Below are 24,926 nucleotides of genomic sequence, written 5' to 3' on the forward strand. Positions count from 1 at the left end.
TTCCATTCATCAAGGATCCGCATGAAGAAGAACCTGCTCCTCGCCGCCGTCGCCCTGTGCGCGGCGATGGTCTTGCCGGCCGCCCCCGTGTTCGCCAAGGACGCCAAGGACGACGTTGCCGTGAAGGTCGTCATGCACGCCTCCCTGCGCGTGCTCGACCCCATCTTCACCAACGCCTACATCACCCGCAACCACGGCTACCTGGTGTTCGACACGCTGTTCTCGCTCGACAGCGAAGGCAAGCCGCAGCCGCAGATGGTCGGCAGCTACAAGCTGTCGCCCGACAAGCTCACCTACACCTTCACGTTGCGCCCCGGCCTGAAGTTTCATGACGGCTCGCCCGTCACCTCGGAAGACGTGATTGCCTCGCTGCAACGCTGGGCCGCGCGCGACGTGCTGGGAACGCGCCTGCTGGCCGTGACCGAGAAGATGGCCGCGGTCGACGCCGGCACGTTCACGCTGCAGTTGAAGAAGCCCTACGGCCTGGTGCTCGACTCGCTCGCCAAGCCCGGCTCGCCGGTGCCTTTCATCATGCCCAAGCGCCTGGCCGCCACCTCGCCGAACGAGGCCATCACCGAGATGGTCGGCTCCGGCCCCTACAAGTTCGTGCAGGGCGACTTCCAGCCCGGCGTGAAGGCCACCTACGTCAAGTTTGCCGACTACGTGCCGCGCAGCGAGCCGGCCAGCAACTTCGCCGGCGGCAAGGTGGTGAACATCGACCGCCTCGAGGTCGTCAACATCGCCGACGGCCAGACCGCCGTGAACGCGCTGCGCAACGGCGAGATCGACTTCATCGAGAACGTCGCGCCCGACCTGCTGCAGCAGTTCGACGGCGTGAAGGGCGTGAAGACCGAGCCCAAGAGCCGCGAGACCAACATGTACACGCTGCGCATGAACTGGATGCAGCCCCCGTTCGACAACGTGAAGGTGCGCCGCGCCGCCATGGCCGCGCTCTACCAGCTCGACTACCTCGACGCCTCCATCGGCGACCCCAAGCGCTACCGCGTGTGCGGCGCGGTGCTGACCTGCTCGTCGCCCTACAAGAGCGACGAGGGCGCCACGCAGGTGCACAAGCCCGACCTGGCCAAGGCCAGGCAGATGCTGAAAGACAGCGGCTACAAGGGCGAGAAGGTGGTGGTGCTGCACTCCACCGACGTGCGCAGCCTGGTCAACATCGCGCCCATCACGGCGCAGGCGTTGCGCAGCATCGGCATGAACGTCGACATGCAGGCCATGGACTTCACCACGCTGCTGGCGCGCCGCACCAAGAAAGACCCGGTGGACAAGGGCGGCTGGAGCATCTTCCAGTCGAGCATCGTGGTGCTCGACCTGATCAACCCGGTGGTCAACCCCAACCTGGACGGCCGCGGCGAAGTCGGCTACCCCGGCTGGACCAAGGACGACACCATGGAAGGCCTGCGCGACCAGTTCGCCAGCGAGACCGACGCGGCCAAGCGCGCGCAGATCGCCCAGGCCATCCAGAAGCGCGCCTACGACCAGGTCATGTACGTGCCGCTGGGCGAGGTCATCGAGTACAAGGCCTACGACGCGAAGATGGGCAAGCTCGTGGACGCGCAGCTGCCCCTGTTCTGGTCGAGCAAGTGACGTGCTGAGCCTCGTCTTCAAGCGCCTGCTCGCCGCCGTGCCGGTGGTGCTGATCGTGGCCACGGTGGTGTTCCTGCTGTTGCGCATGGCGCCCGGCGACCCGGCCCGGGTCATCGCCGGCGACATGGCCAGCGAGGACACCATCGCGCAGATCCGCACCAACCTCGGGCTCGACCGGCCGCTGCCCACGCAGTACGCGATGGCCATGGGCGCCCTGGCGAAGGGCGACCTGGGCACCTCCATCGTGTCGAAGCAGCCGGTGTCCGCGCTCATCGGCTCGCGCATCGGGCCCACGGCCGCGCTCGCCGTGAGCTCGCTGCTGCTCACGGTGCTGCTGGCCATTCCGCTGGGCGTGCTGTCGGCCTGGTGGCACCGCCGCGCGTTCGACCGCGCCACCATGGCGCTGACCGTGCTCGCCTTCTCGGTGCCGGCCTTCGTGGTGGGCTACGTGCTCATCCTGGTGTTCTCGGTCACGCTGAACTGGTTTCCGGTGCAGGGCTACGCGCCGCTGGCTGACGGCGTGGGCGGCTTCGTGTACCGGCTGGTGCTGCCCAGCCTCACGCTGGCCACGGTGTTCGTCGCGCTCATCACGCGCATCACGCGCGCCAGCATGCTCGACGTGCTGGGCGAAGACTTCGTGCGCACCGCGCGCGCCAAGGGCGCGCCCGAGCGCTACGTGCTGTTTCGCCATGCGCTGCGCAACGCGGCCGCGCCCATCGTCACCGTGGTCGGCGTGGCCGTCACCACGCTCATCAGCGGGGTGGTGGTCACCGAGACCATCTTCAACATCCCCGGTGTGGGCAGCCTCATCGTCGATGCGGTGCTGGCGCGCGACTACCCGGTGGTGCAGGGAACGATCCTGTTCTTCTCCTTCATCTACGTGTTCGTGAACCTTGCGATCGACCTGATCTATGTGCTGCTCGACCCGCGCATCCGCTACTGAACCGGAACGACCATGCCAGCCGCTGTGACGAACCCTCCTTCCTCCCCTTCCTCCCCTTCCTCCCCTTCTTCACCGTCTTCTTCAATGCCCGTGCCGGTGTCACGCCTGCGCGCCGCGGCCGGCGCCGTGCTGCACGACCGCGTGATGCTGCTGTCCCTGGTGCTCTTGCTGCTGCTGGTCGCGGTGTCGGTGTTCGCGCCGCTGCTCGCCTCGCAAGACCCGGCGGCCATCGCGCCGCGCGAGCGCCTGCAGGGTGCCTCGGCCGCGCACTGGCTTGGCACCGACTCGCTCGGGCGCGACCTGTTCTCGCGCATCCTGCACGGGGGGCGGCTTTCCATCTCGCTCGCCTTGCTCGTGAGCGTGAGCTCGGTGGTGGTGGGCCTGCTGTTCGGCATCGTGGCGGGGTACTTTCGCCGCATCGACTCGCTCGTCATGCGGCTCATGGACGGCATCATGGCCATTCCCGGCCTGCTGCTGGCCATTGCCATGGTGGCGCTGGGCGGCGCGCAGATATCGACCATGGTGCTGGCCATCGCCATTCCCGAGGTGCCGCGCATCGCGCGCCTCGTGCGCAGCGTGGTGCTGTCGGTGCGCGAGGAGCCGTACGTGGAAGCCTCCTTCGGCATGGGCTCTTCGACGCTGCGCGTACTCACCTGGCACATCCTGCCGAGCACCATCAACCCGCTGGTGGTGCAGGCCACCTTCGTGTGCGCCGCGGCCATCCTTACCGAGGCCGTGCTGGGCTTCCTGGGCCTGGGCTTTCCGCCCGAGGTTCCGAGCCTGGGCAGCATCATTGCCGAGGGCCGGCCGTACTTCCAGCGCGCGCCCTGGATCATCCTGTTTCCCGGCGCGTTTCTCGCGCTGCTGATATTGGCCATCAACATGTTCGGCGACGCCCTGCGCGACCGGCTCGACCCGCGCCTTGCGCGCAAAGGCAGGAACTGATGCCCCATCCCCCCTCTCAATCCACGCAAGCAACCCGCGCGTCCGCCTCTGGGTCGGCACCCATCCTCGAGGTGCGCAACCTGCACGTGCGCCTGCCCGGCACCAGCGAACGCGCCTATGCGGCGCAGGACATCAGCCTCACCGTGGGCCGCAAGGAAATCGTCTGCATCGTCGGCGAGTCCGGCTCGGGCAAGTCCGTGACCGCCGGCGCCGTGATGGGCCTGCTGCCCAAGGACGTGCTCACGCTCGAAAGCGGCCAGATTTTGCTGGAGGGCCGAGACATCACGCACACCTCGCGCGCCGGCCTGCGTGCCCTGCGCGGCGACCGCATGGCCATGATCTTCCAGGAGCCCATGACCGCGCTGAACCCGCTGATGCGCGTGGGCGACCAGATTGCCGAGGTCTTCGAGTTCCACGACGCCTCGCTGGGCGCGGCCGAAGTGGCGCGGCGCGTGCTCGCGCTGCTGGTCGACGTGAAGCTTCCCTCGCCCGAGACGCTGCGCAGCGCCTTTCCGCACCAGCTCTCGGGCGGCCAGCGCCAGCGCGTGATGATCGCCATGGCCCTGGCCATGAAGCCCGCGCTCATCATTGCCGACGAGCCCACCACCGCGCTGGACGTCACCTCGCAGGCGCAGGTGCTGCGCCTGCTGAACGAGCTGCGCGACAAGCACGACAACGGCGTGCTGTTCATCACGCACGACTTCGACGTGGTCGCCGAAATTGCCGACCGTGTCGTCGTCATGCAGCACGGCCGCATCATCGAGAGCGGCACCGCGCAAGAGGTGCTGCGCAACCCCCGGCAGCCCTACACGCGCAAGCTGCTGGCGGCCGTGCCGCGCGGCGAGTTCGGCGCCGACGCGCACGAGACGGGTGGCGCCGCGGACACCGTGCTGGCCGTGAAGAACCTGGCGCTGCGCTACGAAACCGCCAGCTTCTTCGCCTCGCGCCGGCGCGTGGTGAACGCGCTGGACGGCGTCACGCTCTCGCTCGCGCGCGGTGAAACGCTGGGCGTGGTGGGCGAGTCGGGCTCGGGCAAGACCACGCTGGGCCGCTGCCTGGCGCACATGGCCGCGCCCACCGGCGGCCAGGTGCTGCTCGACGGCATCGACGTGACGCACCTGTCGCGCGCGCAGTGGCGGGTGCATTGCAAGCGCGTGCAGATGATCTTCCAGGACCCGTTCCGCTCGTTCAACCCGCGCATGAAGATCGGCAGCTCGCTGGCCGAAGGGCCGATGAACTACGGCGAGACCCGCGCCGAGGTCGACGCCCGAATGCTGCGCATGCTCGCGCTGGTGCAGCTGGACGCCAGCGCGCTGCAGCGCTTTCCGCACGAGTTCTCGGGCGGCCAGCGCCAGCGCCTGTCGATCGCGCGGGCGCTGATGATGGAGCCCGAGGTGCTGATTGCCGACGAGGCCGTGTCCGCGCTCGACGTGTCGGTGCAGGCGCAGATCCTCGACCTGCTGGAGGAGATCCGCGCGCGGCTGGGCCTGAGCATCGTGTTCATCACGCACGACCTGCGCGTGGCCGCGCGCCTGTGCCACCGCATCGCGGTGATGCAGCGCGGCAAGGTGGTCGAGCTGGGCACGGCCCGCCAGGTGTTCGGGCAGCCCGCGGCCGCGTATACGCGCGAGCTGCTGTCGGCCATTCCGGGCCAGCAGCACAGGCACGAGCACGACGCCGACGCGGACGCCGATGCCGATGCCGATGCCGCCGCGCGCGAGGGGGCGCTGGCATGACGTGCATCGCACTCATCAGCCAGTCGGCCAACCTCGGCTACTTCGCGCCCCTGGTGCAGGCCGTGGCGCCCGAGTTCGAGGTGGTCGTGTGGCCCGACCCCGGCTTTCGCGAGGCCGACGTGGCCATGTGCTGGAACGCGCCGGCCGGCGTGTACACGCAGATGCCCAGGCTGCGGCTGGTGCACAGCATCGCCGCCGGTGTCGACAACGTGGTGGCGGGGCAGGACCTGCGCGGCTTGCCGGTGTGCCGCGTGGTCGACCCCAAGCTCGCGGATGGCATGGTGCAGTACGTGCTGTGGTCGGTGCTGCACTTTCACCGCAGGTTCGACGTGGCGCTGGCCAACCAGCGCCAGCGCGTGTGGCAGCGCCCGCTGCAGACGCCGGCCGGCGAATGCCGCGTCGGCCTCATGGGCCTGGGCAAGCTGGGCGGCGCCATCGCGCGCAGCCTGCTCGGGCTGGGCTATGCCGTCAACGGCTGGTCGCGCAGCGCGCATGCCATCGAGGGCATGGCGATGTACAGCGGCGCCGAGGCCTTCGACGACTTCCTGGGCGCGACCGACGTGCTGGTGTGCGTGCTGCCGCTGACCGAGGCCACGCGCGGCATCCTGGGCCGGCGCACCTTCGACGCGCTGCCGCGCGGCGCGGCGGTCGTCAACTGCGGCCGCGGCGAGCACCTGGTCGCCGCCGACCTGCTCGCCGCGCTCGACAGCGGCCAGCTGCGCGGCGCCGTGCTCGACGTGTTCTCGAGCGAGCCCTTGCCGGCGGAAGACCCGCTGTGGCAGGCCCCGGGCGTGATCGTCACGCCGCACATGGCCACCATGGCCTCGTCCGCCGTGGTGGCGCAGCAGGTGGTGGACAACGTGCGCCGGCTGGACGCCGGCGAACCCCTTCTCAACGTGGTCGACATGCACCGCGGTTATTGACCCCTTCCTCATCTTTTTGCTGAATTCGCTGGAGAACCCATGAGTTTCGAAGACCCCGCCATTTCCGTTCCCATTCCCACCCGCTCGCCGCTGGACCCGCAGGTGGCGCAGTTCGTGCGCGCCATGGACGCCGACGCCGGCCAGTTCGGCCGCCGCGAGACGGTGTCGATCGCCGAGGCGCGCGAAATCGCCGAGACCGTGCGCAAGCGCTGGGTCGTGGGCGGGCCGGTCATGGCCCGGTCGGTCGAGCACACCGTGCCCACGCGCCATGGCGAGGTGCGCGTGCGCGCGCACTACCCGGTGCAGCGCGCGCTGCCCGGCGTGTTCGTCTACCTGCACGGCGGCGGCTTCGTGCTGGGCAGCCTGGACACGCACGACCGCGTGATGCGCGAATACGCGCAGCGCGCGGGCATCGTCGTCGTCGGCGTGCACTACACCCGCGCGCCCGACGCCAAGTTTCCGCGCCCCATGCAGGAGTGCGCCGACGTGCTGCGCTGGGTGGCGGCGAACGGCGCGCTGCTGGATGTGGATGCGGCGCAGCTCTTCGTGGGCGGCGACTCGGCCGGCGCCAACTTCTCGATGGGCGCCAGCCTGGAGCTGCGCGACCGCGGCGAGCAGCTGCTGAAGGGCATCGTGCTGAACTACGGCAGCGTCAGCAGCAACCTGTACCGCAACTCGGTCATCCAGTACGGCGGCGGCGACTACGGCCTGTCGCTGCTCAGCATGATGTGGTTCCGCGCCATGCACGTGGCCAGCGGCGCCGACCTGACCGACCCGCGCATGGACATCCTGCGCGCCGAGCTGCACGGCCTGCCGCCGGCCTGGCTGGTGGTGGCGGAGTGCGATCCGGTGCACGACGACATGATCGAGCTGGAGCAGATGCTGCGCGACGCCGGCAACGACGTGCGCATGAAGGTGTACGCCGGCGCGGCGCACAGCTTTCTGGAGGCGGTCTCGATCTCGGACCTGGCCGTGGAGGCCTTCGAGGACACGGCGCGCTGGCTGCGCGAGCGCTCGGCTGCCGCCGCGCTTTCGAGCTGAGGGCCGCGCCATGTTCGTCCAACCGGCCTACGCCGAGACAGACACGGCCGCGCTGCACGCGGGCATGCGCGCGTGGAGCTTCGCCACGCTGGTGACGCAGGGCGCGGGCGGCATCCAGTCGTCGATGCTGCCCTTCCTGCTCGACAGCGCGACCAGCGAGGCCGCGACCTTCGGCACGCTCGTCACCCACCTGCCGCGCCACGACCCGCTCTATGCAGACCTGCTGGCGGCCGAGGAGGTGCTGGTCATCTTCCAGGGCCCGCACGCCTTCGTGTCGCCCAGCTGGTACCGCCACCAGATGACCTTCCCGACCTGGAACTACACGCTCATCCACGCGCGCGGCAAGCCGCGCGTGAGCGAGGACGAAGACAAGGTGATGGAGGTGCTGCGCCGCACCGTCGCCCACTACGACACGCCGCTGGGCGGCAGCTGGGACTTCGAGAAGATCCCGATGTCGCATACCGGCTCGCGCCTGCGGGTCATTGCCACGCTCGAGATCCCGATTGCCACGCTCACCGGGAAAATGAAGCTCAACCAGGACAAGACGGTCGAAGACCGGCTGGGCGTCATCGCCGCGCTGCAGGCGCAGGGCGATGCGCAGAGCCTGCAGATGGCGGGCCTCATTCGCGCGCAGCCCGACATGCGCGAGGCCCTGCAAGTCCCTTCGATGGAAAGCACCGCATGAACCTCGCAGACATTCCCCTCCAGAGCCCGGCTGATGCCGCCACGCCTGCTGCCGCGCAGACCGAAGCGCAGGTGCGCGAGGACCTGGCCGCGCTCTACCGCCTGGTCGCGCATTTCAAGATGACCGACCTGATCGACACGCACATCAGCGCGCGCGTGCCGGGGCCGGAGAACCACTTTCTCATCAACCGCTACGGCGTGCTCTTCCACGAGATGCGTCCGCAGGACCTGGTGAAGATCGATACCGACGGCAGGCCCGTCGACCCCGGCGACCCGGAAACCACCAACCGCGTGAACGCCGCCGGCTTCACCATCCACTCGGCCGTGCACATGGCGCGCCACGACCTGGCCTGCGTCATCCACACGCACACCGCCGACGGCATCGCAGTGGCCTGCCGCGCCAAGGGGCTGCTGCCCATCACGCAGCACGCGCTGCGCTTCTACGACCGGCTGGGCTACCACGACTACGAAGGCATCGCGGTCGACCTGCAGGAGCGCGAGCGCCTGGTGGCCGACCTGGGGCCGCACAAGGCGATGGTGTTGCGCAACCACGGGCTGCTGGCAGCGGGCACGACCATTCCCGAAGCCTTCGTGAACATCTACTTCCTGGAGCGCGCGTGCCAGGCGCAGATCAAGGCCACCTCGGGGGGGGACGAGCTGGTGTACCCGTCGGCCGAAGTCTGCGAGCGCACCGCGCGGCAGTTCGAGCGGCCCACCGCCATGGCTTACTGCAACCGCGTATGGGCCGCGGCGCTGCGGCTGTTATGAGGCCGGGTGGCCGGTAGCTGCCGGTAGCTCAGGAGAGCCCGGCCTTGCCGCTGAGCGCCTTGGTGGCGCTCATGAGCATCGGCGCGAAGCGCTTGGCGAAGGCGTCGGGGCTCCAGTCGGCCAGCGAGCCCGAGATGTCGATGGCGGCAATCGGGCGGTTCTCGTTGTCCAGCACCGCGCTGGCCAGGCTGATCTCGCCGAGCATGCTTTCTTCCGACGCTATGGCGTAGCCGTCGGCCGCGCTCCTGGCGATGAGCTCGCGGATCTGCGCCGCATCGGTCACGGTGCGCGAAGTGAGCGGCGTGGCGACGGAGCGCGCGAGGATGCTGTCGACTTCTTCAGCGGGCAGGTGCGACATGATCGATCGGCCGCTGGCGGTGTGGATGGTCGCGAGCCGCCGCCCGATCAGCGTGGTGGTGTAGGTCTGGCGCTTGGTCTGGCGGCGCAGCGCGAAGATGATGGTGAGGTCGTCGAACAGGCTCAGCTCCACGCGCTCGCCCGATTCGCGCTGCACGTCGACGATGAGCGGGGTGGCGCGCTCCAGCAGGGGCACGCTGCGCAGGTAGTCGAAGGTGCGCTCCAGTATCTTCTTGCCCAGCACGTATCCCCGGCCGTTGATGCCACGCTCGAGGTAGCCCAGCGTCACCAGCGTGTAGGCCATGCGCTGGGCGGCGCTGCGGTCCATCTCGCAGAACTCGGCAATGTCGTTCAGGCTGAGCGGCGCCGGATGGTCGGCGAAGCACTCCAGCACCTTCATGCCCTTGGCGAGCGACTGGATGTAGAGCGTGTCGGGGCGAGCGGTCATTCGGTGGGTGGGCCTTCTTGGGGCTTTTTGGCGCGGAAAGCGGGGGCGGGGCGCGAAACCCAGAGGATAGCGCAAGAGTATTGCATCGCAATGCCTGAAGCGCGATTAACGATATGCACGTGCGGCAAGGCGCTTCGCCGTCCCCCGCCGACGTTCCCCGGTGCCCTGCGCCTCAACCGAGCATCGGCACCAGGTCCGGATCACCCTTCGCCATCGCCCGGCGGTACGCCGGCCGCTCCCCGATGCGCTGCAGGTACGCGCGAATGTTCGGGTACGCCGCCAGGTCCAGCGGCTGGAACAGCCGCATCGTCGTGAGCGAGAACACGCTCATGATGTCCGCCGCCGTGAACTCGCTGCCCGCCAGGAAGGGCGCCTCGCCCAGCCGTGTTTCCACCAGCGCCAGCACGCGGTCGAGCCGGCTCTGCGCCGACGCCAGCACCGGGTGGTCCGGCGCCAGCTTGGCCCGGCTCGCCATCATCAGCCGCCCGACCACCGGCTGCAGGTTGCCGTTCGAGAAGTGAAACCAGTACAGGAAGGAGGCGTAGTCCGCATGCTCGGGCCCGGGCTTCAGCCGGCCGCCGCCGTGCTTCACGATGATGTATTCGACGACCGCGGCCGACTCGGCCAGCATGAGTTCGCCGTCTTCGATGACCGGGGCCGCGCCCAGCGGGTGCAGCGCGACCAGCTCGGGTGGCGAAAGGCGGGTGACGGCGTCGCGCGTGTAGTGCTGGAGGTCGTAGGGAATGCCGAGCTCTTCGCAGAGCCAGACGATGCGTTCGGATTGGGAGTGGCCGAGGTGGTGGATCTTGAGCATGGGGTGCAGGTGAACGTGCAAGTGAAGATGCAGATGGAGGCGTCAGGTCGTCAGGTCGTCAGGCGACGGGATTGTCCGGAGGGTCGTCTGCCTTCATCGGGTCATCCGCCGCGGTGTCCGACGCGCCGTTCCTGGCTTTTTTCTCGTCCTGCTCGCGCAGCCACTGCTCGGCCGTGGGCTGGCGGGCGCTTTCCTGCCTGGACAGGCTCTGGATGAGTTCGATGAGGCGACGCCGATCTTGCATGGGATTCGTTGTAGGTGCACGCCGCCGCATTGCCTGTAGGCCGAGCGCCTGACCCGTCGGCCATCGGGACTCCACCCGTTGTGGGCGGGCAGACGCAAATTAAGATGCCACCCGCGCCCGAAAGGCACCTTCCGCATGTCGCCGCGGCGGCCTTCCTGAACCAGCCACGTACCCCCTTCGTCTTCTCATGCGCACCGATCTCCGCACCGATCCCTGCACTGGTCCCACGCAACTCAGCGCTGCCCCAGCCGGCGCCCGGCGCCCGTGAGCGGCCGGCGCAGTTCCGCCTTCCATTCCGGCGGCGGCGCCATGGGCGCGCGCATTCGCGCGTTCGACTGGGCCGCCACGGCCGTCGGCGCGATCGACACCTGGCCCGCCGCGCTGAAGATCTCGGTCGACAACATGCTGTCGTCTGACTTTCCGGCCTGCATCTTCTGGGGCGCGGACTTTGTCGCCATCTACAACGACGGCTACCGCGTGCTGCTCGGCGACAAGCCGGAGGCGCTCGGCCAGCCGATGCGCGTCACCTGGAGCAAAGCCTGGGCCGACCTGCGCCCCATCGCCGAGAAGGCCATGCAGGGCGAGTCGACCTTCATCGAGGACTACCTGGTGCGCGCCGACCGCCGCGGCTTCCTGGAAGACGCCTTCTTCACCTTCTGCTACAGCCCGCTGTACGACGAGCACGGCGAGGTGCTGGGCATTTTGGACACGGTGGTGGAAACCACCGGCAAGGTGCTGGCCGACCGCCGGCTGCAGGGCGAACGCAAGCGGCAGAACCAGCTGCTGCAGCAGATGCCCGGCTTCGTCGCCGTGCTGGCCGGGCCCACGCATGTGTACACCTACGTGAACGACGCCTACGTGGCCATCTCCGGCCCGCGCGAATTTTTGGGGCGCACGGTGCGCGAGGTGTTTCCCGAGCTGGAGGGCCAGGGCATCTACGAACTGCTCGACGGCGTGTACGCCACCGGCCAGCCGGTGCACGCCAAGGCGCTGCCGCTGAAGCTGCAGGGCAAGGACGGCGGGCAGGGCACCCGCTACATCGACCTGCTCTACGAGCCCATCCACGGCGACGATGGCCAGGTGCTGGGCATCTTCGTGGGCGGCTACGACACCACCGAGCATGTGCGCGCCAAGGCCGAGCTGGCCGAAAGCGAGGCGCGCCTGCTGGCGCTGGCGGCGTCGCTGGAACGGCAGGTCGACCAGCGCACGCGCGCGCTGCAGGACTCCGAAGATTTCACCCGCCTCGCGCTCGGCGCCACGGGTGGCGTGGGCGTGTGGTCGTACCTGGTGGCGGTCGACAAGTTCTACTGCGACGCGGCCATCTCCGAGCTGTACGGGCTCGACGCGACGGTGGCCGCCAACGGCATCTCGCGCCGCGGCTTCCTGGCCAACGTGCACCCCGAAGACATGCCGCGCCTGCAGCAGACCATGTCGGGCGGCCTGCAGACCGAAGGCGAGCTGGAGCTCGAGTACCGCATCTGCCACCCCGACGGCTCGGTGCGCGCCGTGCTCTCGCGCGGCCACACCTACTTCGACGAGGCCGGCCACGCGGTGCGCCGCACCGGCGTGGGCATCGACATGACGCGCCAGCGCCAGCTCGAGGAGCAACTGCGCCAGTCGCAGAAGATGGACGCGCTGGGCCAGCTCACCGGAGGCATCGCGCACGACTTCAACAACATGCTGCAGGGCATCGTGATGCCGCTGCAGCTCATTCGCAAGCGCGTGGCCGCGCAGAAGTACGAGGGGCTGGAGCGCTACATCGAGGCCGGGCTCGAATCGGCGCGGCGCGCCGCCTCCATCACGCAGCGGCTGCTGGCGTTTTCGCGCAGGCAGCCGCTGGTCAACCGCAGCATTTCCCTCAGCTCGGCGCTGCGCGGGCTGGAAGCCATCCTGCGCAACGCCGTGGGCGAGAACGTGACGCTGGTCATCGACGAGGCGCCCGACGCCTGGGACGTGCTGACCGACCCGCACCAGTTCGACAGCGCGGTGCTCAACCTGACCATCAACGCGCGCGACGCCATGCCCGACGGCGGCACGCTGACCATCGCGCTGTCCAACGTGGCGCTCACGGCGGCGCAGGCCGCGCGCATCGAGGGCCTGGCCGCCGGCGACTACGTGCGCGTGGCCGTGCGCGACACCGGCGTGGGCATGTCGAACGCGGTGATGGCGCAGGCCTTCGAGCCCTTCTTCACCACCAAGCCGCTGGGGCAGGGCACCGGGCTCGGGCTGTCGATGATCTACGGCTACGCCCGCCAGTCGCAGGGCACCGTGGTGCTCGAAAGCGTCGAAGGCATCGGCACCGCGGTCAACCTGTACCTGCCGCGCGCCACCGCGCTCGCGGTGCCCGCCAGCGTGGCGCTGCCCGACATGCCGTCGCCCAGCGCGTCGCAGCGCCAGATTCTGGTGGTGGAAGACGACGAGGTGGTGCGGCGCATGGCCGTCGAGCTGCTGCGCGACCAGGGCTACCAGGTGCTGGAGGCGAGCGACGGCGCGCAGGGCATGGCCTTGCTGGAGCGCTCGGCGCCCATCGACCTGCTGCTGTCCGACGTCGGGCTGCCCGGCCCCAACGGCCGGCAACTGGCCGACTTCGCGTTGTCGCGCATGCCGGACATGCGCGTGATCTTGATGACGGGCTACGCGGCGCACGTGGCCAGCGACGCCGCGCTGCTGCGCGGTGACGTGGAGCTGATGGTGAAGCCCTTCGATGCCGATGCGCTGCTGCGCAAGGTGGGCGAGCTGCTGGGGCGTTAGAACGCCGTTCTTTTCAGTCGATCAGTCGATCAGCCGCAGCGCCGACTCCCACGCGAACTGCGCGTGTGCCAGCCCCTCGCCGCGGTTGAACTGCGCCGCCGTGCGCTCGCACACCGCCTGCGAAGGCATGCTCAGCTTGCGCCCACCGCTCAGCGCCTTCACCTGCGCCTGGCACGCCCGCTCCAGGAAGTAGATGTTCAGGAAGGCCTCGGCAATGCTGCGCCCCGCGGCCAGCAGGCCGTGGTTGCGCAGGATCATCACGCGGTGCTCGCCCAGGCTCCTCACCAGCCGCTCGCGCTCGTCCAGGTCCAGCGCGATGCCCTCGTAGTCGTGGTAGCCCAGGTGGCCGTAGAACTTCAGCGCGTGCTGGGTGATGGGCAGCAGCCCCTCTTCCATGCACGAAACCGCGATGCCGTCGGCCGTGTGCGTGTGAATGACGCAGGCCAGGTCGTGGCGCGCCATGTGCACGGCCGAATGAATGGTGAAGCCCGCCGCGTTCACGCGCTGCGGTGCCTCGTCGGCGTTCACGGCCTTGCCGCTCGGGTCGATCTTCACCAGGTCGTGCGGCTGCATCTCGTGGAACAGCACGCCGTAGCGGTTGATGAGGAAGTGATCGGGCGTGCCCGGAATGCGCGCACTGATGTGCGTGTCGACCAGATCGGTCATCTTGAAGTGCGCGATCAGCCGGTACAGCGCGGCCAGGTCGTGGCGCGTGCGGGCTTCGGCGTCCTCGACGGGGAGTGTCTCTGTGCTTGTCATGGGTCGGGTCGGTAGGTGCTTGAAGGCGTGATGTGCGTGAGGAGCCTGATGTGCGCGTCAGGTGGCGGCGACGCCGGGTTGCTGCCGGATGAGTGCGGCCACCGCCAGGCTCTGCGCGTCGCCCTGGCGCTCCAGCGCGGCGATCACGCCGAGGCGGTCGGCCACCGGCTTGTCCTGGTTGAGCTTCATCTTTCCCTCGATGCGCGCGATGGGAATGCGCACCGCGGCAATCGCCTTCAGGCGCAGCGCGGTGTAGTCGGCCGGCACTCCGGGAAACGACCAGTCGCCGCCCAGCGGCGTGTCGTAGGTGGCCACGGTGCGCTCCAGCACCGCGCGGATGGCGTCGGCGTCTTCCACCACCTCGGGCGTGCCCTGCACGTGGATGGCGGTGTAGTTCCAGGTGGGAAAGGTCATGCGGTTCTCGTACCAGCTCGGCGAGATGAAGGCGTGCGGCCCCTGGAAGATCACCAGCGCGGGCGCGCCGGCCTTCAGGTCGTGGAACTGCGGGTTGCCGCGCGCCAGGTGGGTGGTGAGCAGGCCGTGGCTGGCGTGTATGTGGGCGGTGCCGTCCGGGCCTTCCTCGTCCACCAGGAAAGGCAGGTGCGTGGCGTTCAGGCCGTTGTCACCGTGGGTCACCAGCGTGGCAAAGCTCCATTCGCGCATGCGCGCGCGCAGCAGCACCTCGTCTTGCTCGGCATAGGCCGGGGGCGTGTACATCGGCGCGGTCCTCAGGCGTGGCGGTGCAGCCAGGCCGCGGTGTCGTCGAAGGCCACGCCGGCCACGTCGGCGATGGACACCGCCTCCAGAAAGCTGTGCACCGTGCCCTTGTAGACCTTGGCCTCCACCTGCACGCCGGCGGCCTTCATCTTCTCCACCATGTCGATGTTGTCGTCGTACAGCGGGTCGCACTCGGTGATGACCATGAACGCCGGCGGAATGCCTTCGAGCTGCGCGGCCAGCAGGTTCATGCGCGGGTCGGTGAAGTCTTCCGTGCGGCGCAGGTAGTTGCGGTAGAACCAGACCATCATGTGCAGCGAGAGGCCGTAGTCGCCCGCGCCGTAGCGCACCACCGAGTCGCGGTACAGGTTGGTGCTGAAGCCGGTGTAGTTCAGCACCATGCCCTTGATGGGGCTCGCGCCGTGGTCGCGAAAGTGCAGGCAGGTGTTCAGCGACAGGTTGCCGCCGGCCGAGTCGCCGCCGATGAAGAACTGCGCCGGGTCGAAGCCGATGTCCGCGGCGTTGGCCAGCAGCCAGGTCACCGTGTCCACGCACTCCTCGATGGGCTGCGGAAAGCGCGCCTCGGGCGCACGCGTGTAGTTGATGCCCACCACCACGATGCCCGCGCGCTGCGCGTACTCGCGCATCAGGCGGTCATGGGTGTCGATGCTGAAAAGCACGAAACCGCCGCCGTGGATGTACAGGAACACGCCGGGCATCTTCACCTCGGCGGGGTAGTGAACGCGCATCTCGATCTCGCCGTGGCGCGTGGGAATCATGCGGTTCACGGTGCGCGCCATCTTCGGGCCGCCTTCGGTCCAGGGCGCGCGCACCTTCTCGGCAATGTCACGGCCTTCGGCCATCGAGACGGTGTCGCGGCGCGGGTACTTCGAGGCGTCGGCGGCCATGCGTTGCGCGAAGTCGCGGACCTGCGGGTCGAGCGGCGCGGGCGCGGCGCCCTCCATCGAAGCGGCGAATGCGGGGTCGAGTTGGGTCATGGTGCGTTGCTTGTTGGGCTACAGGAAAGGGAACGGAAAAGAAAGGACGAACAGGCGCTCAGTACCCGCGCGCCATGTCCACCTGGTTGAAAAGTGGCGCGCCCGCGCGCAGCTGCGCCACGTTGCGCGCAATCTGCGAGGCGACCACGTCGAAGGCGGCCATGGTCGCCATGTGCGGCGTGACGACCACGCCCGGCGCGGTCCACAGCGGGTTGTCGGCCGGCAGCGGCTCCTGCTCGAACACGTCGATCACGGCACCGCGCAGCTGGCCGCTGTCCAGCGCGGCCAGCAGGTCGGCCTCGACCAGGTGCTCGCCCCGCCCGCAGTGAATGAGCGTGCTGCCCCGGGGCAGCGCCGCGAAGGTGCGCGCGTTCAGGATGCCGCGCGTCTGCGGCGTGAGCGGCAGCAGGCACACCAGCACGTCGGTCTGCGCCAGGAAGGGCTGCAGCCCCGCCTCGCCGCTGAACACCGTCACGCCCGGCATCTCGCGCGCGCTGCGCGCCCAGCCGCTCACCGTGTAGCCCAGCGAGGGCAGGTACGAGGCAATGTGCCCGCCCAGCTCGCCCAGGCCCATCAGCCCCACGCGGCAGGACGACGCGGGCGTCTGCAGCGGGCGCTTCCATTGCTGCTGGCGCTGGCTGGCCATCGCCTGGTCGAGCTTGCGGTGAAAGTGCAGCACGCCCCACAGCACGAACTGCAGCATGCCGTCGGCCAGCAGCGGATCGACCACGCGGCACACCGGCAGGCCACGCAGGTCCTGCCCGGCCACCACGTTGTCCACACCCGCGGCAATGCTGTGCACCAGTTTCAGGTTCGGCATGCGCGCGTAGATGTCCGGCGGCGACTGCCAGCAGGCGGCCACCTCGGCGTCGAGGCAGCGCGGGTCGGGCCAGGTGGCGATGTCCAGCGTGGGGTCGGCGGCCAGCAGCAGCGGGCGCAGGAAGTCGAGGTCGGCGGAACGGCTCAGCAGTGCAACGGTGGTCATGGGGTGGCGAGAAGGTGCTGCGCCAGCGCGTGGTACGCCGGCAGGGTGGTGGGGTCGAGCCCGGCGTTGCCGGCCCGGGGGTGCGAGGCGAAGCGCGCGATGGTCATCTTGGCCACGGGGTCGATGTAGATGCCCTGGCCGTGGATGCCGCGCGCGCAGTACGCGCCGTGGGCGTTGTGCGTCACCCACCACATGTGGCGGTAGCTCCAGCCCTTCAGCAGCGCGTAGCCGGCACGCGCGAAGTGCGCGGGGGCCGCGCCCTGGCGAATGTCGGCCACGGCCGCCTCGGGCACGATCTGGCGGCCGTTGAAGAAGCCGTTGCCGCGCATCACCTCGCCGAAGCGCGCCATGTCGCGCAGCGTGCCGTTGAAGGCGCCGCCCGCGCCGGCCAGGCGCTTGCCGTCGACGCCGAAGTACGCGTCGTGCTCCGCGCCCATGGGCCGCCACAGGCGCTCCTGCACCAGTTGCTGCAGCGTTTGCCCGGTCACGTTGCACAGCACCCAGGCCAGCACCTCGGTGTTGGCGGTCTTGTACGCGAAGGCCTCGCCGTGCCAGTCGTTGCGCTGCACCGTGCACAGGAAGGCGCGAATGCCCGCGGGGTCGATCACGCCGGGCTCGCGCGGCAGCTGGCCGGCCGCGCGCAGGTACGACCACACCTCGGCGCCGGGGCGCGTGTAGTCCTCGTCGTATTCGAGCGCGGTGGTCATGTCCATCACCTGGCGCACGGTGGCGTTGCCCCAGGCGCTGGCCTCCAGCTCGGGCACGTAGGCGGTCACCAGCGCGTCGGGGTCGAGGCGGCCCGCCACCATCTCGGCGGCGGCCAGCGTGCCCACCAGCGACTTGGTGACCGACATGCACACGTGCGGCGTGTGCGGCTGCAGCGGGCCGTCGTAGTGCTCGTAGACGATGCGGCCCTTGTGCAGCACCACGATGCCGTCGGTGTGGTTGGCGGCCAGCGACTGGCGCCAGGTCATCGGTGCCATCTGTGCCATGGAGGCGGTGCCGCCCAGCGGCGTGAAGGCCACCGCGTCGATGTCGTCGCGCAGCGCATATGGCAGCTCGCTCACGGGCCCGTCGCCGCGCCACACCTGCGCGGTGGGCACGCTCTCGCGCAGGGCGCTGAAGCGTTCGCGCACCCGCGGTGCCGACCAGGCATCGGGGTCTTCCGACAGGCGGGGCGCACCCATGCGCCAGCCCAGTTCCACAGGCGCCGTCATGCCGCGAGCTTGTGTTCGAAGTAGTCGAGGCCCGGCATCGCGCCGAGCAGCTGCCGCGTGTAGTCGTGCTGCGGCGCGCTGAACAGCTGCCCCGGCGCGCCGCGCTCCACGATCTGGCCCTTGCGCATCACCACCACCGAGTTCGAAATTTCCGCGGCCACGCGCAGGTCGTGCGTGATGAACATCATCGTCAGCCCCAGCTCGGCCTTCAGCTCCGCCAGCAGCGCCAGCACCTGCGACTGGATCGACACGTCCAGCGCCGACACGGCCTCGTCGGCGATGAGCAGGCGCGGCTTCAGCGCCAGCGCGCGTGCAATCGAAATGCGCTGGCGTTGCCCGCCCGAGAACTCGTGCGGAAAGCGGCCCACGGCCGAGGCGCCCAGCCCCACGCGCTCGAGCAGCGCGGCGGCCATCTTCAGGGCTTCGGCGCGCGGCGTGCCGAAGATCATCGGGCCGCGCGCAATGGCGTCGCCCACCTTCTGGCGCGGGTTCAGCGAGGCGAAGGGGTCCTGGAAAATGATCTGCACCTGGCGCCGGTATTCGCGCAGCGCCGCGGCGTCCTGCGACAGGATGGAGCGGCCCGCGAAGGCGATGTCGCCGCTGTCGGGCGTCATCAGCCGCATCACCATGCGCCCGAGCGTGGACTTGCCCGAGCCCGATTCACCGACCACCGACACGGTTTCGCCGTCTTCGATGGCCAGGTCGATGCCGTCGGCCGCCACCACGGTGCGTGGCGGCGCGAACATGCCCGACTTCGACACGAAGGTCTTGCGCAGCTGCGAAATCTTCAGCAGCGGCTCGGTGCGCGTGCGCAGCGGCGTGCTGCGCGCCTGGCGGCCCGGCACCGCGTCGATGAGCTTGCGCGTGTATTCGTGCTGCGGGTTGCGCAGCACCTCGTCGCGCGTGCCGTGCTCCACCACGCGGCCGTGGCGCATCACCACCACGCGGTCGGCAATGTCGGCCACCACGCCGAAGTCGTGCGTGATGAAGAGCACCCCCATGCGGCGCTCGGCCTGCAGCTTCTGTATCAGGTCGAGAATCTGGCGCTGCGTGGTCACGTCCAGCGCGGTGGTGGGCTCGTCGGCCAGCAGCAGGCGCGGGTTGTTCAGCAGGGCCATGGCGATCATCACGCGCTGGCGCTGGCCGCCCGAGAGCTGGAACGGGTAGCTGCGCGCGATCTGCCGGGGCGCGGGCAGGCCCACCGCCTCGATCAGCGCGATGCAGCGCTCCTCGATGGCCGATGCCGCCAGGCCCGCCGTGTTGTGCAGCTGCAGCGCCTCGGCCACCTGCGCGCCGATGCGCTGCAGTGGGTTGAGCGCGCTCATCGGCTCCTGGAACACCATGGCGATGCGCTCGCCGCGCAGCTTGCGCATGCCGGCCGCGTCGAGCCTGGTGAGGTCGGCGCCTTCGAGCAGCACGCGGCTCTTGGCGTCGAGCTTCACGCGCGGCGGCAGCAGCCCGAGGATGGCGTGCGCCGTCATCGACTTGCCCGAGCCGGACTCACCGACCAGGCACACGATTTCGTTCTCGGCAATGTCCAGCGAGAGCCGGTCGACCGCGTAGCTGCGGTCGCCGGAACTGGGCAGCACGATGGAGAGGTCCTGGATCGACAGCAGGGGAGCGGAAGGTGTCGTCATGGGCGTGGTCACTTGCGCGAGATTCGTGGGTTGAGCACGTCGTTCAGGCCTTCGCCCACGAGGTTGATGGCCAGCACCGTCAGCAGGATGGCCAGGCCGGGAAAAAAGCTCATCCACCACGCCTGGCGCAGCATGGTGCGCGCCGCGCCGATCATGAAACCCCAGCTCATGAGGTTGGGGTCGCCCAGGCCCATGAAGCTCAGCGCGCTCTCGATGAGGATGGCGCTGGCGATGCTCAGCGAGCCCGCCACGATGATGGGCGACAGCGCGTTCGGCAGGATGTAGCGCACGATGAGCGACAGTGGCGACTCGCCCTGGCAGCGCGCGGCCTGCACGAACTCGCGCTCCTTCAGGCTCAGGAACTCGCCGCGCGTGAGGCGCGCCACCTGCGGCCAGCTCACCAGCGCGATGGCGATCACGATGGTGCGGATGGAAGGCTCCAGGATGGCCACCAGCAGGATGCACAGCATGAACGCCGGAATGGTCTGGAACAGCTCGGTGAAGCGCATCAGCGCCTCGCCGATGCGCCCGCCCAGGTAGCCCGACAGGGCCCCCACCACCACGCCGATGACCAGCGCCACCAGCGTGGAGGCCAGCCCGATCATGAGCGACACGCGCGTGCCGTGCGCGATGCCCGAGGCAATGTCGCGCCCCAGGCTGTCGCTGCCCAGCAGCAGGCCGTCGGTGCCCGGCGGCGTGAAGGGCGCGGCGGAGGTGTCCCAGGGGTCGCCGGGGAAGAACACCGGCGCGGTCAGCGCCAGCACGACGACGGCCAGCAATATCACCAGGCCGAGCATGCCGCTCGGGTGGCGAAGAAAAGAACGCAGAGTGGCTTTCATTGGGGGCTTGTAGAGGCGTGTGCAGCGCTTGTCCGGCGCTCACGCGGCCTTGATTCGAGGGTCGATCACGCGGTACAGCAGATCGGTCAGCCAGTTGAAGGCGATGACGAGAACGGAGAGCACCAGGAAGATGCCCAGCATCACCTGGTAGTCGCGCTGCAGCACGGCGTCGTACGTGAGGCGGCCCAGGCCGGGCCAGGCGAACACCGTCTCGATGACCACCGAGCCGCCGATGAGCGTGCCGGCCTGCACGCCCGCCATGGTCACCACCGGCAGCAGCGCGTTGCGCAGCATGTGGCGCCACAGGATGCGGCTGTCGGAGGCGCCCTTGGCGCGCGCCGTCTTCACGTAGTCCTGGTGGCTCACCTCGATGATCGACGAGCGCATCAGCCGCGCGTAGATCGCCAGGTACAGCATGCCCAGCGTGAAGGCCGGCAGCACCAGGTGCACCAGCTTGTCGGTCACCGCGGCCCAGCCGCTCATGGTGACGCCGATGGTTTCGTAGCCGAAGGCCGGCAGCCAGCCCAGCTGCACCGAGAACAGCAGCACCAGCATCAACCCCAGCCAGAACACCGGCGTGGCGTAGATCACCAGCGCCAGCAGGCTGATGAGCGTGTCCGAAGGGCGCCCGGCGCGCACGCCGGCCAGCGCCCCCAGCACCACGCCGCCCACGAGAGAGATGGCGAAGGCCGACAGCGTGAGCAGCAGCGTGGCGGGCAGCCGCTCCAGAATGGCGCTGGCCACCGTGCGCTGCTGGCGGTACGAGTAGCCCAGGTCGAGCGTGACCACCTTGCCCAGGTAGGTCGCGAGCTGCGTGGCCACGGGCTTGTCGAGCCCGTAGTCCTTGCGAACGCGCGCCAGGAAGGCCTCGTCGGTGGCGCCCGACTGCCCGGCGATCACCAGTGCCGGGTCGCCCGGCGCGGCGCGCACCAGCAGGAAATTGAAGACGGCGATGAGCAGCACCACCGCCACCATTTTTGCGAGCCGCGCGCCGAGCGAACCCAGCACGCCCAGCCCGCCCAGCCATTGGACTTTCATGTGCGCGTCAGGCCTTGAACGACACGGTGTCGAAGCTCTCGTGGATGCCGATGGCCGTGGTCACCAGGTTCTGGATGCGCTTGTCGTAGATGGTCGGGAATTCCATTTCCACCAGCCAGGCGATGGGCACGTCTTCGACGATGAGCTTCTGCATCTGGCTGTACAGCGCGCCGCGCTTGGCCTCGTCGATTTCCACCGCCGCCGCCTCGGCGATGCGGTCGACCTCGGGGTTCGAATAGCCCACCGTGTTGGTGAACAGGATCTTGCGGATGTTCGAGCTGACGTAGTTGCGCGTGACGCCCAGCGCCGGGTCCCCGAACTGGTAGAGCCACGACAGGTTCATGTCGTAGTCCCAGTTGCTGATGCGTTGCGTGTAGCTGCCCGGGTCGGTCGACTCCAGCGTCACCGCGATGCCCACCTTGGCCAGGCACTGGCGGATGTACTCGCAAGAGCGCTGCACCATCTCGCCGTAGGGCGACACCGGCAGCTTCACGCGGGCGCGAATGCCCTTGTCGTCGGGCTTCAGGCCCATCTCGTCGAGCAGGGCCTTGGCCTTCTCGATGGAGAAGTCGTACTTGCGCACGTTGGGCTCGTAGTACTTGGTCTTGGAGTTGACCGGGCCGGTGGCGACCTTGCCGAAGCCGTACAGGATCTTGTCCTTGATGAAGTTGCGGTCGATGGCGTGCATCACCGCCTGGCGAAAGCGCTTGTCGTTCAGCGGCGCGGTGCGGTTGTTGATCTCCAGCCACATGATGGGCGCGAAGTATTCATAGCCCTTGGTGGTCACCGCCAGGTTCGACTTCTTGCCCAGGCGCTGCGCGTCGAACAGCTCCAGGTCGGTCCACTGCGTGAGCTGCACCGTGCCGTTTTCCAGCGCCAGCGCGCGCGAGGCGCCGTCGGGCACCACGCGGTAGATGATCGCGTCCAGGTACGGCAGGCCGGGCTTGAAGTACTCGTCGTTGCGCACCAGGTGAATGTGCGAGCCGCGCACCCACTCCTTGAGCTTGAACGGGCCCGAGCCGATGGGCGCCAGGTTGGCCGGGTTCTTCGTGACGTCGGTGCCGGCATACACGTGCTTGGGCATCACCGGCAGGTTGGAGATGTCGAAGGCGCCGATGAAGGGCGCGAACGGCTGCTGCAGCTTGAAGACCACCGTGTACGGGTCGGGCGCGGTGATCGACTCGCAGCGACCGAACAGCGCCTTGGCGCGCGGGTGCGTGACGGGCAGGAATTCTTTCACCGTGTAGAGCACGTCGTCGGCCGTGAGCGGCTTGCCGTCATGCCACTTCACGTTGCGCTCGAGGTTGAAGGTGTAGGTCTTGCCGTCGGGAGAAATCGTCCAGCTCTTGGCCAGGCTGGGCAGCGGCTTCAGGTTGACGTCGTAGGTCAGCAGGCTCAGGAAGATCTTGCCCGCCACCATCTGCGTGGGCGTGAGCTGGCTGATGGCCAGGTTCAGGATGGGCGGCTCCGGCTGCACGATGGAGTTGAGCGTGCCGCCGCGCGTCTGGCCGTGCGCGAGCGTGATGCCCAGGTTGAGGTCGAGCAGGCCCATGGCGCCGGCGGCCATCAGGAACTTGTTGAAGTCGCGTTTCTGCATGAAGGTCCTCAGAGGAGAGTTGGAGTCACTGGCGAGCCGCACGGGGCGCCCCGAATTGCAAATTTCAGTTTAGGGAAGGGGCTCCCGCGTGTTTGCAGGGATCGAGCCGAGTTCTGTTCCGCGCGGGCCATCCGCACGGGCACCTCGGCGGTGCCGATCAGTGGCACATGTCTTGCATGACTACCTTCCCCTGCATACGGGGGAAGCCCGATGGCCAAGCCGATGGGTCGCAGCCACCATCCGTGGCTCCTCCAGCAGGCCAGGAACCGCATGATTCGAAGCAACACTTTCCACGCCTACCAGTCCATTCCGAGGCCGGTATCGATGATCGTGGTCGAGCATGACCCCGAACCGTCTCTCATCGTGCCCTCGCATTCGCACCCGCGCGCGCAGCTTGCGTATGCGGTGAAGGGCACCTTCACGCTGCACACGCCCACGGGTGCCTGGCTGGTTCCGCCCAACCGCGCGGTGTGGGTGCCCGGCGGCGTGGTGCATGAAATGCATGCGCGCGGGCAGGCGGTGTCGAACCGCTCGCTCTACATACAGCCCGATGCTTCGCCCAACCTGCCCACGGAGTGCTGTGTGATCGAGGTGTCGCCGCTGATGCGCCAGCTGGTCATCGACGCCATCGGCATTCCCTTGCTGTACGACGAGGCGGGGCGAGACGGCCGGGTGATGCGGCTCATACTCGACGAGATTTGCGCGGCGCCCAAGGTGCCGCTGCACGTGCCCATGCCGCAAGACGCGCGGCTGCTGCGCATTTGCCGCGCGCTGCTCGACGACCCGGGCAGCGAGGGCGACCTGGAGTACTGGGCACGCTTCGGCGCGCTGGGGCGGCGCACGCTCACGCGGCTGTTCCGCGACGAGACGGGCATCACCTTCACCATGTGGCGCCAGCAGGTGCGGTTGATGGAGGCCTTGCGCAGGCTGGCCATGGACACGCCGGTGACCACGGTGGCGATGGACCTGGGGTACGAGAGCCCGAGCGCATTCACGGCGATGTTCCGTCGCGTGATGGGCAAGACACCCAAGCACTACCTGGGGCGGTGCGACCTGGACATGGGCTGAGCTGGAAGGCGGGCTGCGGCCAGAAAAAGGGCCGGCAAAAAAGGACAGCAAAAGAACAGCAAGAGGGCGCCCGTCGAAAGGGCGCCCTGCGCGTTGGCTACTTAAGTGCCTGCGCGCGGCGCGCACTGCTGGAACAGCTCCGCCGCTTTGCGCGCCAGCTCGGACGCCAGCCAGAAAACGTTGTTGCGATGCTCGGAGCCCGCGTCTTCCTGCGCCGGATGACCGTGGTCATGGCAATAGCACAGCAACGAGTGCAATTGCGTGAGCGTTTCTTCGAGCAGGGTCGCCGCGTCTCGAGGGTCTTCCGAGGAAGGTACGGACGTGCTGAGGCGGGCTATAGTTGGATCAGCCATTGGGGTGCGGTCTTTCGTAAGGTGTGCACTTCACTTGGTCAGACGGTCGGGGTGTTTGTGCGCCCCGGCCGTCGCCTTTTGATACCTCGCATTTGCATCGATGCAGATGTGCATCGGTGACGCGCTGCGCGGCGGGCGTTCTTTTTTACGGGTGCTTCGAGGGTTGTGTTCTCCTTGCTCACTCAGTGAGTTGTTGGGTGCTGAGGGCACTCACTGTAGGGAAGAACAGCGCATCGCGGGGACTTTGAAATGCCCAGTAGTTCTCGAATTGCTCGGGGAATTTCAGGTGATTTCGCTGGGGTCACTAAGTGGTGACTTTTGCCAACTGGGTTTGCTTTTTGTTTTGGCTTTTCGGGCGTTGTTCCGGGGGGATGCCAGGGTGCAGTTCAGGGCGGGATCGAGCCGACGCGGTACCTCTTTTCTCGAATGTCCCCCGGCCTTCGGCCTCCTCCTTTATTT

The 24,926-nt window shown here is 68.5% G+C and carries 23 protein-coding genes; 10 read left to right on the plus strand and 13 right to left on the minus strand.

Annotation, left to right across the window (positions count from 1 at the left end; genetic code table 11):
• Positions 1–21: 21 nt before the first annotated feature.
• The 8 genes from AB6807_RS12590 to AB6807_RS12625 all read left to right on the plus strand — a co-directional run bounded on the left by AB6807_RS12590 (position 22) and on the right by AB6807_RS12625 (position 8,645).
• Complete coding sequence (locus AB6807_RS12590) at positions 22–1,605, plus strand: ABC transporter substrate-binding protein (protein WP_371084816.1); 1,584 nt, start codon at positions 22–24, stop codon at positions 1,603–1,605.
• A 1-nt stretch (position 1,606) separates the two neighbouring features.
• Positions 1,607–2,548 (plus strand): ABC transporter permease, encoded by a 942-nt coding sequence (locus tag AB6807_RS12595; RefSeq protein WP_371084817.1) that lies wholly within the window; start codon positions 1,607–1,609, stop codon positions 2,546–2,548.
• An 84-nt stretch (positions 2,549–2,632) separates the two neighbouring features.
• Complete coding sequence (locus AB6807_RS12600) at positions 2,633–3,493, plus strand: ABC transporter permease (RefSeq protein ID WP_371084818.1); 861 nt, start codon at positions 2,633–2,635, stop codon at positions 3,491–3,493.
• Positions 3,493–5,229, plus strand: coding sequence for a dipeptide ABC transporter ATP-binding protein (locus tag AB6807_RS12605; RefSeq protein ID WP_371084819.1), 1,737 nt, complete (start codon positions 3,493–3,495; stop codon positions 5,227–5,229). The genes AB6807_RS12600 and AB6807_RS12605 overlap by 1 nt, the downstream gene beginning before the upstream one ends.
• Positions 5,226–6,152, plus strand: a complete 927-nt coding sequence (locus AB6807_RS12610; protein ID WP_371084820.1) for a 2-hydroxyacid dehydrogenase — start codon at positions 5,226–5,228, stop codon at positions 6,150–6,152. Before AB6807_RS12605 ends, AB6807_RS12610 begins: the two co-directional genes overlap by 4 nt.
• A gap of 39 nt (positions 6,153–6,191) precedes the next feature.
• Positions 6,192–7,193: an alpha/beta hydrolase fold domain-containing protein gene (locus tag AB6807_RS12615; protein ID WP_371084821.1), complete on the plus strand. Its 1,002-nt coding sequence runs from the start codon at positions 6,192–6,194 to the stop codon at positions 7,191–7,193.
• 10 nt (positions 7,194–7,203) lie between these two features.
• Positions 7,204–7,878, plus strand: a complete 675-nt coding sequence (locus tag AB6807_RS12620; protein WP_371084822.1) for an FMN-binding negative transcriptional regulator — start codon at positions 7,204–7,206, stop codon at positions 7,876–7,878.
• Positions 7,875–8,645 carry a class II aldolase/adducin family protein gene (locus AB6807_RS12625; protein ID WP_371084823.1) on the plus strand — a complete coding sequence of 257 codons (771 nt, stop codon included), beginning with the start codon at positions 7,875–7,877 and terminating at the stop codon, positions 8,643–8,645. Before AB6807_RS12620 ends, AB6807_RS12625 begins: the two co-directional genes overlap by 4 nt.
• Before the next feature lie 28 nt (positions 8,646–8,673).
• On the opposite strand, the gene AB6807_RS12630 is transcribed toward AB6807_RS12625, so the two are convergent.
• From AB6807_RS12630 to AB6807_RS12640, 3 genes are all read right to left on the minus strand, one after another.
• Positions 8,674–9,450 carry an IclR family transcriptional regulator gene (locus AB6807_RS12630; protein WP_371084824.1) on the minus strand — a complete coding sequence of 259 codons (777 nt, stop codon included), beginning with the start codon at positions 9,448–9,450 and terminating at the stop codon, positions 8,674–8,676.
• A gap of 172 nt (positions 9,451–9,622) precedes the next feature.
• Positions 9,623–10,264, minus strand: coding sequence for a glutathione S-transferase family protein (locus AB6807_RS12635; RefSeq protein ID WP_371084825.1), 642 nt, complete (start codon positions 10,262–10,264; stop codon positions 9,623–9,625).
• 58 nt (positions 10,265–10,322) lie between these two features.
• Positions 10,323–10,508 (minus strand): hypothetical protein, encoded by a 186-nt coding sequence (locus tag AB6807_RS12640; RefSeq protein ID WP_371084826.1) that lies wholly within the window; start codon positions 10,506–10,508, stop codon positions 10,323–10,325.
• A gap of 309 nt (positions 10,509–10,817) precedes the next feature.
• Here AB6807_RS12640 and AB6807_RS12645 point away from each other — a divergent pair, with 309 nt between their 5' ends.
• Positions 10,818–13,259 carry a PAS domain-containing protein gene (locus tag AB6807_RS12645; protein WP_371084827.1) on the plus strand — a complete coding sequence of 814 codons (2,442 nt, stop codon included), beginning with the start codon at positions 10,818–10,820 and terminating at the stop codon, positions 13,257–13,259.
• A gap of 21 nt (positions 13,260–13,280) precedes the next feature.
• Here the strand turns inward: AB6807_RS12645 and AB6807_RS12650 are convergent, their stop codons facing one another.
• Genes AB6807_RS12650 through AB6807_RS12690 form a run of 9 tightly spaced genes read right to left on the minus strand, consistent with a single transcriptional unit; the run spans position 13,281 to position 23,046 of the window.
• A complete protein-coding gene (locus AB6807_RS12650; protein WP_371084828.1) occupies positions 13,281–14,018 on the minus strand; it encodes a class II aldolase/adducin family protein in 738 nt (245 codons plus the stop codon).
• Positions 14,019–14,075: 57 nt separating this feature from the next.
• The gene (locus AB6807_RS12655; protein ID WP_371084829.1) at positions 14,076–14,735 is read right to left on the minus strand and encodes an FMN-binding negative transcriptional regulator; all 660 of its coding nucleotides are present in this window, start codon (positions 14,733–14,735) and stop codon (positions 14,076–14,078) included.
• Positions 14,736–14,746: 11 nt separating this feature from the next.
• Positions 14,747–15,733, minus strand: a complete 987-nt coding sequence (locus AB6807_RS12660; RefSeq protein WP_371084830.1) for an alpha/beta hydrolase — start codon at positions 15,731–15,733, stop codon at positions 14,747–14,749.
• 58 nt (positions 15,734–15,791) lie between these two features.
• The gene (locus tag AB6807_RS12665) at positions 15,792–16,718 is read right to left on the minus strand and encodes a 2-hydroxyacid dehydrogenase (protein WP_371084831.1); all 927 of its coding nucleotides are present in this window, start codon (positions 16,716–16,718) and stop codon (positions 15,792–15,794) included.
• Positions 16,715–17,935, minus strand: a complete 1,221-nt coding sequence (locus tag AB6807_RS12670; RefSeq protein ID WP_371084832.1) for a serine hydrolase domain-containing protein — start codon at positions 17,933–17,935, stop codon at positions 16,715–16,717. The genes AB6807_RS12665 and AB6807_RS12670 overlap by 4 nt, the downstream gene beginning before the upstream one ends.
• Positions 17,932–19,572, minus strand: coding sequence for an ABC transporter ATP-binding protein (locus tag AB6807_RS12675; RefSeq protein ID WP_371084833.1), 1,641 nt, complete (start codon positions 19,570–19,572; stop codon positions 17,932–17,934). Before AB6807_RS12675 ends, AB6807_RS12670 begins: the two co-directional genes overlap by 4 nt.
• Before the next feature lie 8 nt (positions 19,573–19,580).
• Complete coding sequence (locus AB6807_RS12680) at positions 19,581–20,411, minus strand: ABC transporter permease (protein ID WP_116913880.1); 831 nt, start codon at positions 20,409–20,411, stop codon at positions 19,581–19,583.
• A 39-nt stretch (positions 20,412–20,450) separates the two neighbouring features.
• Positions 20,451–21,449 carry an ABC transporter permease gene (locus AB6807_RS12685; protein WP_116913879.1) on the minus strand — a complete coding sequence of 333 codons (999 nt, stop codon included), beginning with the start codon at positions 21,447–21,449 and terminating at the stop codon, positions 20,451–20,453.
• Positions 21,450–21,456: 7 nt separating this feature from the next.
• Positions 21,457–23,046, minus strand: coding sequence for an ABC transporter substrate-binding protein (locus AB6807_RS12690; RefSeq protein WP_371084834.1), 1,590 nt, complete (start codon positions 23,044–23,046; stop codon positions 21,457–21,459).
• A gap of 270 nt (positions 23,047–23,316) precedes the next feature.
• Between AB6807_RS12690 and AB6807_RS12695 the strand changes: the two genes are divergently transcribed.
• Positions 23,317–24,114 carry a helix-turn-helix domain-containing protein gene (locus AB6807_RS12695; RefSeq protein WP_286517556.1) on the plus strand — a complete coding sequence of 266 codons (798 nt, stop codon included), beginning with the start codon at positions 23,317–23,319 and terminating at the stop codon, positions 24,112–24,114.
• Positions 24,115–24,215: 101 nt separating this feature from the next.
• On the opposite strand, the gene AB6807_RS12700 is transcribed toward AB6807_RS12695, so the two are convergent.
• Positions 24,216–24,467 (minus strand): hypothetical protein, encoded by a 252-nt coding sequence (locus AB6807_RS12700; protein ID WP_371084835.1) that lies wholly within the window; start codon positions 24,465–24,467, stop codon positions 24,216–24,218.
• Positions 24,468–24,926 lie beyond the last annotated feature (459 nt).

The organism is Variovorax sp. RCC_210 (genome assembly GCF_041355175.1).
Classification (GTDB): Bacteria; Pseudomonadota; Gammaproteobacteria; order Burkholderiales; family Burkholderiaceae_C; genus Variovorax.